Annotated in this window: 11 protein-coding genes and 2 pseudogenes; 6 read left to right on the forward strand and 7 right to left on the reverse strand. The window is 59.5% G+C overall.

Going from position 1 to position 12,244, the window contains the following annotated elements; genetic code table 11:
- The first annotated feature begins 71 nt into the window (after nucleotides 1–71).
- The 3 genes from BHMPCIPO_RS24630 (at nucleotide 72) to BHMPCIPO_RS24640 (ending at nucleotide 1,412) form a co-directional block, all read left to right on the forward strand.
- Nucleotides 72–491 (forward strand): hypothetical protein, encoded by a 420-nt coding sequence (locus tag BHMPCIPO_RS24630; RefSeq protein ID WP_376741694.1) that lies wholly within the window; start codon nucleotides 72–74, stop codon nucleotides 489–491.
- A 4-nt stretch (nucleotides 492–495) separates the two neighbouring features.
- Nucleotides 496–1,074 carry an OmpA family protein gene (locus BHMPCIPO_RS24635; protein WP_173519373.1) on the forward strand — a complete coding sequence of 193 codons (579 nt, stop codon included), beginning with the start codon at nucleotides 496–498 and terminating at the stop codon, nucleotides 1,072–1,074.
- Nucleotides 1,075–1,268: 194 nt separating this feature from the next.
- Nucleotides 1,269–1,412 (forward strand): hypothetical protein, encoded by a 144-nt coding sequence (locus BHMPCIPO_RS24640; protein WP_173519374.1) that lies wholly within the window; start codon nucleotides 1,269–1,271, stop codon nucleotides 1,410–1,412.
- On the opposite strand, the pseudogene BHMPCIPO_RS24645 reads toward BHMPCIPO_RS24640, so the two are convergent.
- From BHMPCIPO_RS24645 to BHMPCIPO_RS24655, 3 genes and pseudogenes are all read right to left on the reverse strand, one after another.
- A pseudogene (locus tag BHMPCIPO_RS24645) lies at nucleotides 1,400–1,912 on the reverse strand (transposase); the annotation flags it as partial. The gene BHMPCIPO_RS24640 and the pseudogene BHMPCIPO_RS24645 sit on opposite strands and share 13 nt — an antisense overlap.
- 79 nt (nucleotides 1,913–1,991) lie before the next feature.
- Nucleotides 1,992–2,387 (reverse strand): protein-L-isoaspartate O-methyltransferase family protein, encoded by a 396-nt coding sequence (locus tag BHMPCIPO_RS24650; RefSeq protein ID WP_246304554.1) that lies wholly within the window; start codon nucleotides 2,385–2,387, stop codon nucleotides 1,992–1,994.
- A 473-nt stretch (nucleotides 2,388–2,860) separates the two neighbouring features.
- Complete coding sequence (locus tag BHMPCIPO_RS24655) at nucleotides 2,861–3,292, reverse strand: hypothetical protein (RefSeq protein ID WP_173519375.1); 432 nt, start codon at nucleotides 3,290–3,292, stop codon at nucleotides 2,861–2,863.
- Between the two features lie 260 nt (nucleotides 3,293–3,552).
- On the opposite strand from BHMPCIPO_RS24655, the pseudogene BHMPCIPO_RS24660 reads away from it, so the two are divergent.
- The 3 genes and pseudogenes from BHMPCIPO_RS24660 to BHMPCIPO_RS24670 form a co-directional block, all read left to right on the forward strand.
- A pseudogene (locus tag BHMPCIPO_RS24660) lies at nucleotides 3,553–3,885 on the forward strand (IS110 family transposase); the annotation flags it as partial.
- A gap of 299 nt (nucleotides 3,886–4,184) precedes the next feature.
- A complete protein-coding gene (locus BHMPCIPO_RS24665) occupies nucleotides 4,185–6,170 on the forward strand; it encodes an AI-2E family transporter (protein ID WP_173519376.1) in 1,986 nt (661 codons plus the stop codon).
- A 783-nt stretch (nucleotides 6,171–6,953) separates the two neighbouring features.
- Nucleotides 6,954–7,190, forward strand: a complete 237-nt coding sequence (locus BHMPCIPO_RS24670) for a hypothetical protein (RefSeq protein ID WP_173519377.1) — start codon at nucleotides 6,954–6,956, stop codon at nucleotides 7,188–7,190.
- A gap of 157 nt (nucleotides 7,191–7,347) precedes the next feature.
- On the opposite strand, the gene kduD is transcribed toward BHMPCIPO_RS24670, so the two are convergent.
- The 4 genes from kduD to BHMPCIPO_RS24690 form a co-directional block, all read right to left on the reverse strand.
- Nucleotides 7,348–8,112: a 2-dehydro-3-deoxy-D-gluconate 5-dehydrogenase KduD gene (gene kduD, locus BHMPCIPO_RS24675; protein ID WP_173519378.1), complete on the reverse strand. Its 765-nt coding sequence runs from the start codon at nucleotides 8,110–8,112 to the stop codon at nucleotides 7,348–7,350.
- Complete coding sequence (gene kduI / locus BHMPCIPO_RS24680; RefSeq protein WP_173519379.1) at nucleotides 8,109–8,945, reverse strand: 5-dehydro-4-deoxy-D-glucuronate isomerase; 837 nt, start codon at nucleotides 8,943–8,945, stop codon at nucleotides 8,109–8,111. Before kduI ends, kduD begins: the two co-directional genes overlap by 4 nt.
- Nucleotides 8,946–8,983: 38 nt before the next feature.
- Nucleotides 8,984–10,849 carry a DUF2264 domain-containing protein gene (locus BHMPCIPO_RS24685; protein WP_173519380.1) on the reverse strand — a complete coding sequence of 622 codons (1,866 nt, stop codon included), beginning with the start codon at nucleotides 10,847–10,849 and terminating at the stop codon, nucleotides 8,984–8,986.
- A gap of 77 nt (nucleotides 10,850–10,926) precedes the next feature.
- A complete protein-coding gene (locus BHMPCIPO_RS24690) occupies nucleotides 10,927–12,210 on the reverse strand; it encodes an ABC transporter substrate-binding protein (protein WP_173519381.1) in 1,284 nt (427 codons plus the stop codon).
- Nucleotides 12,211–12,244 lie beyond the last annotated feature (34 nt).

The following is a 12,244-nucleotide window of genomic DNA, read 5'->3' on the forward strand; positions in this document are numbered from 1 at the left end:
GGAGCCGCTCAAACCCACCGACCCCCTTTCCAAACAAATCGAGCGACCACAAATCTGAAGGAGACGAAGCTTTGAAGACAAGAAATACCATAGCAACGGCACTGTTCATCGGGCTCGCGTTAGCGGGCGCGACGCGCGCAGAAACACTTAGCTACGCCGACGCCGTCACGAGGCTGGCGCAGGATTGCGGCGGCGACATCAAAAAGCTCTGCCACGGCCTCAATCTCGGCAACGGGCGGGTCGCCGATTGCCTCCAGAAAAACGCAGCAAAAATCTCACCGGTCTGCGTCGGATCGATCACGACTGTGCTCACCTCGATCAGCCAGCGGGAGCAGGCCCAGGCCGCATACGCGAATGTCTGCAAACACGATGTCGCGCAACTCTGTTCAAGCGTGAAAGGCGACGGCTACCGTCTCGCATGTCTCATCAAAGCCGAAAAGCGCGTAGGCAAACCGTGTAATCAGGCGATAACCGATGCCGGCTGGAGATAAGCAAATGACCAGGCTCCGTAACCTACTCCTCACTCTTTTACTCGCGGCATCGAGCGCACCGGACTTTGCAGCCGCCCAGGAGGTCTCCCAACAACGGATCGTCTCAGGACTTGGCAAGCTCGTTGAGGCGGCTCCGTTGATCGACATCGCAATTCTGCGCCAGGAAGCCATAGAGGGCGGCGGAGTGGCGATGGCGTCGCTTCCGAACTGGGGAAAGATCGCCAAGCTCCCGCAAATGGTCGTCGAGATCGACTTCGAGAACGATTCGGTGATGATCAAGCCGGAATCCTACAGGACTCTGGGCCTGCTCGCCGATGCGCTTCATCATCCGAATCTCTGGGCCTACAAGTTTCTGATTGTCGGGCACTCGAGCTCAACAGGCAGTGACAAGCATAATCTGGAACTCAGCGAAAGACGGGCCGTGGCCATCACGGAAATTCTCTCAACGACATTCGCGGTCGCCCCTGAACGGCTCTATGCCATTGGTGTCGGCGAGTACTTCCCGATCGATGGCTCAAAGGGCGATTCAGCGAGTAACAGACGCGTCCAGCTTGTCAATTTGGGTGTCTTCACGACGCCGTAACAATGCCTACCGCCGGCAGACCACGCGTGCCCGCAATCGGCCTGCGCTCTCACCAAAGAAGCGCAGGCACTGCGGACTACTACGCGAGGCTCGCATGACGTGCCGAGGAACCCATCTGCTCCCACCGGACCGCTTTGAGCCGGATACCCCCAACACCTGTTCATGTGCTTCAGACGCGTTGGAGTGGCTCTCTGATGGACAAATTTCTCGATCTTGGTCCCACGTGGGCCGAACTGGAAGAGCTCGTTCCTTGCGTCGCGAAGAAGATGGTGGCGACCACCACCGAAGATCGGGTTTGTCGTTTTGCATTTAACCGGGTTCATCCTCAATTTCTGTGATTCAGCGGCAGCTTTCTCGCCCTCTTCAGTGCTGGGCCGGCGCGACCGTACATTGCACGCTTCAGCATCTTGAGGCGGTTGATCTGCCCTTCGGCTTGACCGTTGCTCCACGGGAGTTCGATTGCATTTTTGACGGCATCAATATCCCGGCGCAAAACGCTGGCGAAACGCATGATTGCCGTGAGCTCGGTGTCGATGGCATCGTCGATCCATTCATCCAGCGCGTCCGGGCTCCTGCTGCGCAAGATGCCGTTGAAGCGCATGGCCAAGCCACGCATTATGGCGAACGCTCGAGAGCCCTGCTTCAATGCATTGACCTTTCTGGCCTGACGATCTGTCAGCAGGCCGCGCGGTTTTATGCACAAAGCTGCGGCCACCACAGATGAGATCATATGGCCCGTATCAGGATCGCGGACGGGTTCTGAAACATCCGTCTCCGGAGGCGGCTCGTCGGGTTGAATGTTTTCGACTTCGCGCCACACCTTCAACAGGCGCTCCAGAACCTTGACCCCTGGGCCGGGTGACCATTTCAATTGCGCTCGCATCCCCGCAGATAGCAGTCGAGGCGCTAACACTCTGTTAACCACAGAAATTGAGGAAGACCCCGATACCGTCGAAAGGCGCGTGCGCAGCCCAACCATAGTAACCGTCGCCCACCTTCACCTCGACATTGTCGAAGCGGAGCTCCGCCAAGCGGGCGGCTGCCCTTTCGCCCAGCTCCGGTATGATCTCAATCGAGTAAACCTTCGCTGCGAGCGGCGACAAGACGGCTGCCTGATAACCCGAGCCAGTACCGATCTCGAGAACAACGTCACGAGGTCCGACGTTGATCAGGTCGGTCATCAGCGCGACGATGAAGGGTTGCGAAATGGTCTGGCCGTATCCGATCGGCAGTGGCCGATCTTGATAGGCCTCGCCGCGCTGCTCCTCGGGCACAAAAAGGTGGCGCGGCACCTTTTCCTCCTTCTTCTTCATCGAGCTGCTTTTCCGCTTCGTGCCAGTGGCGCTCATGCCCTACGTCAGGTCCTACCTCGTGCTACCAGATTTCGTAGGCGTGTCTCCGAATGCGCTCTTGCCTCTATCCTCCTCGTGCATGCGGCTGACGAACCCGCCAGGCTTGCCATCAGAGCAGCCGTGGTCGGCAAGGTCCGGCAGATGCGAACCAGCTGGCAGAAAACCCCGGCAAACGGTTCTGCCCCACTTTGCCTGTGAAATTCGGACGGTTCGCTTCCAATCGAACGATTGGAAGCGAACTCGATGCGCTTGGCGGCCCGTGCTTTTTTAGATTTTTCCGGAGTGACGCCGACGGGGCGGTGGCGCCGTCCAATGATCCCCTTCGGGGTTCGTCCAACGAAGTGACGATTTCTTGGCGGCATGCAGAAAAGGGCAAGCACGCCCGTCAGCAGCAAACGTGACCGCACCGCCCTGGCTACAGCACGAGTTGAGCCTCACTCACCGTCCCAGTTGACCGCAATGATACCCGGTGCGTCCGAGTTGTAATTCACAAAGTGCCAGCGGAGGTCGTCCTTCCATATTTTAAGCTTATAGGTATCGCCCGTCTCGTCCGTAAAATAGAGCCGAAAATATCGGAAAATCGATGGTCCCCTTGCCTGCACGTAAACCGAGTATCGATAGTGCGATATCGCCGGCTTGTTGATGACATATATGGTGCTGGCGAAGGCGTCGCCCTCTCCAACAATTGTCGATTGCAAGTTGGTGGCGCCATTGATTGCCAGCAAACCAGCCCCCGGTAATAGCGGCGGCCCGTTCGCAGATCCCTCGGTTTTGCCGGCGTCGTCAGACGTAAAATTCGAGCCTACTTCCAGTGGTAGCGGCTCTTCCGGAAGAAACGCTTCAGATGACTTAAAAGTCCGAAACATTGCTGTCTCCTGTCTATCTACCCAACGTTGCGAAACATACTTCGAAAATCACGCCGCGCTACGCTCAAAAGATAGGGCTTTTTGCGGATTCTCGCGAACAGGGGCGCTTGCATCCGCCGCTTCTGGGATACCAGAGGCGACGCGCTACTTCATGGATCCGGCCCTTTTCCTTCATTAGTGGGGCCCCTGAAACGCATCGAGCCGCACCGGCTGGTGGCACTTGTTGTTGCAGACGTCGGCCGGTACGCTCAACAGAGACCCCGCAGCTCGTGAAGCCTTATGTCAAACGCGGCAAAAATGATGCAGCCGATGCGGAGGCACTATGCGAGGCGATGAGCCGCCCAACAATGCGGTTCGTTCCAAGGAAATCGGCGTATCAGCAAGCCGTGCTGATGCTAGTGGGCATGCGCGAGCGCGTTGTTGCTGCACAAACGCAGCTTGCCAATACGATTCGCGGCCATGCGGCTGAGTTTGGACTGACTCATATCTCGCCACTGCTTGAAAGAACCATGATTGACGAAACCATTCCAGCCCTGGCACGCGATCTATTCGCATCTCTCGCTGACGAATTTGTGCAGTTAGAGGTCAGGCTTGGCGTTCGGCGCACCCTCGTTTGTTGCGGTCGTGCGAAACGGACGCTAGGGAATGCAGACGGCGGGATAAGCGTCTGACATCCCCCGTTGTTTGGATCCGGTTAGCTCTTGCCATCGGGACCCGTCGTCTAGCTTATTTGTGCGTCCGTTCTAATATTATCAGTTCGGTTTGTCATCCTGATCGACAGTACCGATAAATTGATGACGCTTACCTGTCGCTGTTGAGAACCACCTGGCCGGCTCGGGTTCGCAATTGGAGACCAGAATGGGGCATAGCTGAAAAGGTCACGGGAGGTTCGATGCTGAGATTTTCGCGCAAGATCGGAAAAGAACCTGTTGAAATGGCCGAGTTGCACCCGCTGACCTTGTCGCGTGCGACCGCGGAGACCTCGAAGCTGCCAACCCTTGTAGCAAGTGCTGTAACCGTGGCGGTGCTCTACTTTGCCCGCGACGTGTTCTTGCCCTTGGCGATCGCTATCCTCCTGACATTCGCTCTCGCGCCTGGCGTCTCAAGGCTACGGCGCACCGGCTGCCCTCGCTCGGTCGCGGTTGTCGGAACCGTGACGACGGCTTTCCTGTTCCTCACTGCATTTGGCGTCATCGTCGCGCTGCAAATCAGCGAGGTCGCGCGAGATGTGCCGAGATACCAGTCGAACATTGTTGAGAAGGTCCGCTCTCTCAAAGAGGCCGGATCGGAGAGCCAAATAATCGATCGACTGAGCCGGGTGATGGAGCGGATCAGCGTTGAGCTCAGCCGACCTGAAGAAGATTTGGCTGTGTCGCCCGCAACCGTTCCTGAACCGAAGCCGCTTCTGGTCGAGATATTTTCGCCGCAGCGCCCGATCGAAATCCTGATGAGCGTGATCAATCCGCTCCTTGGTCCCTTGGCAACCGCTGGCCTCGTTACCGTCGTTGTCATCTTCATGCTGCTTGAGCGCGAGGATCTGCGTGACCGGTTCATCCGCTTGGTCGGTTACGGCGATCTTCATCGAACCACCGAGGCGCTCCAGGATGCGGGCGCTCGTGTGGGCCAGTATTTGCTCATGCAACTTGTCGTCAACATCACTTATGGGGTGCCGCTTGCGATCGGACTTTGGTTTCTAGGGATTCCAAACGCGATTTTATGGGGCATGCTCGCGATCGTACTGCGCTTCGTGCCCTATATCGGGCCGGTGATTGCTGCTGCTCTACCCCTTTTCCTGGCATTCGCGGCAGCACCCGGATGGAGCTTGGTCGTTCTGACCCTTGGGCTGTTTGTTGCCCTTGAACTTGTCAGCAACAATCTGGTCGAGCCGTGGCTATATGGGTCCCGCACCGGTCTGTCACCGCTTGCGATCATTGTTGCCGCCATCTTCTGGGCCTGGCTCTGGGGGCCGGTCGGACTGGTGATGTCAACCCCGCTCACCGTCTGCCTGGTTGTGCTCGGCCGGCATGTCCGCCAGTTCGAGTTTCTCGAAATTCTGTTGGGCAATGAGCCGGTACTCAATCCCAAGGAGCGCCTTTACCAGCGATTGCTGGCGGGAGATCCGGACGAGGCAACGGACAATGCGGAGGAGATGCTCGACGAAATCTATCTCGTCGAGTTTTACGACACGGTCGCCATCCCTGCGCTGCTTTTGGCTGAAACTGATCGTATGCGCGGCGCATTGACAGAAGAACAGAGAGCGAAAGTTGCCGAAAGTGCGGGCACACTTGTTGCCAACCTCGAGGAGATCGCCCTTGAAGAGGAAGACGAAGACGAAAACGAAGATCCCGATAGCAACGACGATGCTCAGGTGAACGATTACGACCTCCCATCTGGTGAAGGGCGATCCGTGCTTTGCCTTGGCGGGCGAAATGCGCTCGATGACGTCACGGCGATGATGCTCCACCAGGTGCTGCGGGTGCAAGGCGCCGACGTGAGTTACTCCAGCCACGAGGGCCTGAGCCCGCGAAAAATCAAGGACCTGCCGGTCGAGGGGCGACACGCCATCGTACTGACGGTTCTCGACCGGCAATCCATGCGTCACGCCAAATTCCTTGTCCGCCGGCTCAAGCGACTGGCGCCCGCAGCGCGGGTCGGGATCGTGCTCTGGCAGGACTTGCAGCAACGGGACACCGAGAAAAACGAGCTTCTTGTCGAGGAAACGCAGGCCGACTTTGTCGTCTTTGCGATCACTGAGGCCGTCCGGGAGGCGCTGTCGGCGGAAGCGCCGCAGCCCGTCAAATTCACGCATCCAAGAACCGCCCGTCGTGCGACGTTGCGTGGAAGTCTTGATAGGCAAGAAAGGACAGCAGCCGACTGAACTCAAAAGTAGTCAGAAAATCGCCGGAACCTTGCGCGCCATCGTCGGTTCGCTTTCTCTCTGGAAAGGAGCCCGATGATGAACGAGCCCAAAGACGAAATATCCACCAGAACGACGACGGCACCAAATGCCTGCATGCGAAGTACGGTCCCATGCCGTGTTCGCAGACCCAAGCACTATTAGATCTTAAGAGGCACTGGATGACAGCTGAAGAAATGCCACCGAAGTTTCTTGTCGTTTTGCATTTAACCGCCAGACTCCGACAACAACAATTTCAATAAGATAGCTTGGCACTTAATTTGAGACTTGGCAGTTAATTTGAGATTGCGCCGTTGATTTTGGCACGTAATGTGAGATTCAATCGCCGACGAAATAGACGGTGTTTCTGCATGAACGATCCATTGCCCGACGAGATTGACGAAGCGCTTCGGGATGAGGCGTGTCGACGAGCCGAGGCGATGCTTTCCCTGCTGCGTGGCCCACTTCTGTAACGCGATAGAAGTGATGGGGCGGGCACCAGTCGCGGAGGTCTTCGCAGTTACACTTAATTTGAGATTCTCAGCCCAAGGAATCTCAAATTAAATGCCAACCAAGAAAGAAACGGCCGCATTCTCACAGTTAAGTGCCAAACGTCACTGCTCGCTGCGAATCTCGAATGTCAGGCCCCTTGACGGCCGAGAAAACAGCACCTCTCCAACCAACCGGAATTCTTGCAACAGAGCCGTATGGGCGAGGTTTCCAAGCCGTATCGTCACAGGGACGCCCGGCACGAGGATGTTCAGCTTGCCCACTTGGCAACGCAATGTGTTTATTGCGGCCGTCAATCGCAAACCAGATACCCGTCTGTTCAAGCGGCATATTGATCCACAGACACGTTTCGCGGCTCGTATCCGCTCAACCCACCCCGTTTTTAAGAACGGCAGCGTACAGGTTTGGCCAACCCAGCACGTATTCGGCGGACAAGGTGTGGTTCGCCGAAACATGCCGCTCGGCGTCACGATGTGGCGGTATCGTGATTGAGGAAGCTGTGCACATCACTCATTGCCGCATCAACGGTTCTGAGGCGGAAATCCGTTACGTTTGCCGTTCGCTCCATCCCCAGACGAGGCTCGATACCACCAGTATCCGCACTATCAGCAATCTCTGAGCGCCTCCCATCCGCGCCAGGTCGTTTCCGCTACCGCGCCAACCAGCCGCCATCAACTGGGATGACCGCGCCGTGCATATAGCTCGACGCCGGCGCAAGCAGGAAAACGGCGGCGTCGCCGATATCGTCTGGCGTGCCCCAACGGCCTGCTGGGATGCGGTCAAGGATCGCGGCGTTGCGATCGGTGTCCGAGCGCAACGCATCGGTGTTGTTGGACATGATATAGCCGGGCGCGATGGCGTTGACGTTGATACCTTGACTTGCCCATTCGTTGGCGAGGATGCGGGTGATACCGAGCACGCCATGCTTTGATGCCGTGTAGGAGGCAACACGAATGCCACCCTGGAACGACAGCAGCGAGGCGATGTTGACGATCCGCCCTGTCCGCTTCTCGTCAAGCAGTCTACGGCCATAGGCCTGGCTCAGAAGGAAGGCCACCTTCAAGTTGAGGTCGATCACCTCGTCCCAGTCCGCTTCCGAGAGCTCGACCGAGGCGGCGCGACGAATGATGCCGGCATTGTTGACCAATCCGTCCAGCGGACCGCATTCCTCCGAGACACGGTCGATCAACCCTTTGACCGCATCCCCATCCGCGAGATCGCAGGCGAACGGCACGATCCGGCCGCCGGCCAGTTCGACCTTTTCCACCGTCTCGGCCATCGACGAGCGCCCGACCGCCACCACCTCGCCGCCGGCCCGGCCGATCGAAACCGCTATGCCCTGGCCGATCCCGGTGTTGGCGCCAGTGACGAGCACACGCTTTCCGTTGAGGCTGAAGGCGGAGAGATCGCTCATCGCAGCGTCTCCATCGGCACCGGGTCGGCGTCGGTGTAATCGACATTGTCGCCGGCCATTGCCCAGATGAAGGCGTAGTTGGAAGTGCCGCATCCGGAGTGGATCGACCAGACCGGCGAGAGCACGGCCTCCTCGTTGGCCATGACGATATGGCGCGTCTCGGAGGGCTCGCCGAGGAAATGGAAGACCCGCGCCGGCTCTGGGAGATCGAAGTAGAGATAAACTTCCATGCGCCGGTCATGGATGTGCGCCGGCATGGTGTTCCACACCGACCCCTTTTTCAGTTCCGTCATGCCGACGACCAGCTGGCAGGTCTCGATCCCGTTGGTGAACTGGAAGATCGAGCGCTCGTTCGACGTCTCCAGGCTGCCGAGATCAAGGCGCTTGGCCCCGGCAATCGTCAGGAGCGCCGTCGGAAAGGTCCGGTGCGCCGGGGCCGACAATAGGTAGAACTTTGCCGGAACCGTCCGATCATCGGATACCAACGTCACGTGCGAACCCATGCCGACATAGATCATGTCACGCGCAGCGAGCGGATGGCTCTTGCCAGAAACGATGGCACGTCCCGGCCCGCCGATGTTGACGGCGATCAACTCGCGACGCTCGAGAAACGTCCTCGTGCCCATCGGCTTGATCGCTTCGAGCGTCAACTCGGTCTCGACCGGCATCGCCCCGCCAATCACCATGCGGTCGTAGTGGGTGTAGGTGAGGTTGACGCGATCGCTCTCGAAGAGACCGGAGATGTGGAAGTTGTGGCGCAGTTCGTCCGTCCCCATCGCAGCAGCGGCGAGCGGATCGATGGCATGGCGGGACGAGAAATCGGTGATCGTCATATCAGGTCTTTCGGTCGTTGCGGGAGGATCGGTTGACGTCAGAAAGGCACGCCGCGCATCAGCGTTACGGGGGTTCCCCGCTCCAAAACGAGCTGTCGGAGCGCCTCGAGATCGGGTGCTGCGGGTAAGCGGGCAAGTATCCTCTTGCCATCGTTCGGCTCGGCCTGCGCGAGAACCGCCACAGCCAGAATGCTGATGCCGGCAGGAATATTGCCGAGCAGTTGCGGAACCACGGTCTTTGCGGAAATCAAATTGGTGTTGGGGGCCGCGGTGTGGCACCGCCCCTGGCGCCCAACCGACGAGCCGAGATCGATGATGGCCGACAGGTCGGCCGCCGTGGTGACAATGGCGCGGCCGGCGTCCTGCTCCCGGATTTCGCCGGCATCCCGCCCGATCGCAAAACCACCTTCGATGGTCTGAAGTGGCCGCGGCGTGTCGATGCGATGGAGCCGGACCTGAAAATCACCGTCCCAGTAAAGCCAGGTCTCAACCGAGACATCGGCATAGGGTCGCCAGAGCGCATAAAGAACGCCGTCGGCGATCAGCGCTTCTTCGTTGGTCTCGCGCACGCGGAAATGCACGCCATCGTCGCTGAAGCCGATCATCGATTCGAGCACGGAATTGTCGAACCGCCAGAGATCGTTTTCGATGCTGAAGCCGTAGCGTGCCGAATAGGCGAACTTCGCGTATTTCTCCGGCGCGAAGCGGATGAAGGTGTTCTCTGCGCTCGTGTGCTGGCCGCAGGAGAGCGCAATCGCATCACCCGGCGGGTTGGCGATCAGGAAACCAATGTGACGCTGGACAGAGACGGCCGGTCGCGGTGGAGAGATCTCCTCGTCGCTCGCCCAGAACGGATGGTCCTCGGGCAGCATCAGCGGAAGGAAGGCCTTCAGCGCCCAATAGGGCGATTGCGCGGAATTATAGGGCTCCGACATGATCAGGCTGGGATAGGCGTAGCCGACGGGCATCACGCCGTCGCGCGCGGCGAAGGGCTGTTTCCCCCACCAGCGCAGATGACGCAGGAAATATCCCTTCTGTTCGCCGAAGGGGATCGCGTCTTCGTCGACGAGCGCCATGGCGCCGAAAAAGCCGGCAATGGCAAAGCGATAGGTCATCGAACGCCCGAAGCAGAGCGCCGGCCCGCCATCGGCAAACCATCTCGTCATGTCGCCGGCGATCAATCGCGCCCGCTCGCGATACCTGTCCGTCCAGTCGGCGCCGTCGAGCGCCGCGAGGATCAGTCCGTAGAAGTGGAAGGCAAAGGGGATGTAGTGGTCGGCGCGGCGCGTATCGCCATCGTGATACCAGCCGTCGCCGAGATAAAAGCCGTCGAGCTCCCGCCGGTACTGCTCGTCGAGCCGACGATCACAGTCGACGCCGACGTGTTTCAACCCCGTGCTGACAAGCAACCGAAAGAACTTCCAGTTGTTGTCGCTGTATTCGCAGGCGTGACCTTTCAGCAGGTAGGCCGCAACATTGCGCCGTTCGGCCTCCGACAGGGGCGCCCACAGCTTGTCCGGCACCAGCCTCAGTGCAAAGCCGATCGCCGCCAGCTCCACCAGCCGCTGGCTGCGGTCGAAAGGGTCGCCCCAATATTCCGGATGCGCCGGATCGCAGCCATTGGCAAGACCGCGTGCGATCGGCGTCCAGTCGATCCAAGTCGCGCCGCCGACTTGAGCCGGCGCCAGGCCCCAAAGCAGGCGGGAATAGCCCTCCATGTCGGCGGACTCCTGGTCGAAGTGCGCCGCATGCGCGTCCAGCCGAATACGCGCGCCACCGGGAGACCGGTACTTCTCGACCGGCTCCACCAGCACTCTGAGCGCGGCCTCGACATCGGCGCGGCTTTTCAGCGGATTGCCCGCCCACGGCCTGAACAGGGTTTCGGGGAAGATCGTGTCGGTCATGCGAAAGGCTTCCGTTCGAACATTGCCGCGCGGGAAGTATGATTTTCCCGCGCAGCTCGGCTAAGTGGAGCAGATGCTCAGGCCTTGAGAATGCGGTCGGCGGACGAAACGAGTTCGTTGCCCGCTTCCGCCGGTGTCAGCTGGCCAAAGGCAACCTTGTCGGCGAGTGGCCGGAAGACGCGCTCGTCAAGCTCACCGGCGCCGAGCGGCACGGCGGGCGGATAGGGTCCGACGCGGTCGGCGATGCCGTTGACATAGTCGACGGTCTTTTTCGCCGTCGCGTCGATTGAAGGAAGAACGGCAGTCTGCACGTCGGTGTTCACGGGCACGCCGCGCTCGACCTGAAGGATCTTGCCGGCTTCCAGATCGTTGACGAAGAAGTCGATGAACCGTGCTGCAAGTTCCGGGTTCTTCGCGGTGCTTGCGATCGACCAGTGCAAGCCGGGGCGATAGAAGAGACCAGAGGGACCACCGGCGCTGCTGACCGGCAGCGACGTGATGTCGAGCGTGCTCTTGGAGATCTTCTGGAAGGCCGGGAGCTGGTTGGAGAAGGCAATCGCGATGGCCGCGTTGCCGGTCGCCAGCGGGTTGCTGTCGACCAGCACTTTATCGAGCGCCTGGATCTCGGCGGAGACGCAGCCGCCGTTCTTGGTGAGGCTTTCCCAATAGCCGAACCAATCGGCGGCGTCGCTCGCCTCGTAGCCAAGCTTTCCGGCCTCGTTGTAGAGCTTCTTGCCGCGTTGATGCAGGAACGCCTCGAAGGCGTAGGTGTAGCGCGACGCGTTTCCGACCGCCCAGACATTCTTCTTGCCCATCGCCTTGGTGAGGTCGATCGAGAACTTGGCGAAGTCGTCCCAGGTGGTTTTGGCCGAAGGCGGCGTAAGCCCGGCCTTTGCCACGGCATCGGCGTCGTAGATCATGGCAAAGGCGTTCAGCGACAGCGGCATGCCGGTGACCTTGCCGTCGACCGTTCCAAGGTCGAGTACGCCCGGCACCAGCTTCTCCGTGCGGATCACCTTGCCGAGATAGTCGTTGAGCGGCAGGTTGGTGGCGCGGCGGCTATAGTCGGCAAAGCGGCTCGGTTCGAGCTGGAAGATGTCAGGCGCGTTCCCGCCGGCAATCATCGTCGTCAGTTTCGCCCAGTAGTCGCTGCCACCCACCTCGCCGACGATCTTCACGCCGGAGTGCGCGGCTTCAAAAAGCTTGGCGGCACCCAGCGTGCGCTCGGCGCGGCTGGGTGTGCCCCACCAATAAAGGCGCATCGAATCCTCAGCAAAGGCGCGGAAGGCCGGCATTGTCGCGAGCGTGGCGCCGGCGCCGAACAGGGCCGCGTTGCGCAAGAAATGGCGTCTGTTGATCATGTTCTCCTCCTCCATGATTGTGTTTTCAAATCCC

Origin of the sequence: Ensifer sesbaniae, from assembly GCF_013283665.1 — a bacterium.
GTDB lineage: Bacteria > Pseudomonadota > Alphaproteobacteria > Rhizobiales > Rhizobiaceae > Ensifer > Ensifer sesbaniae.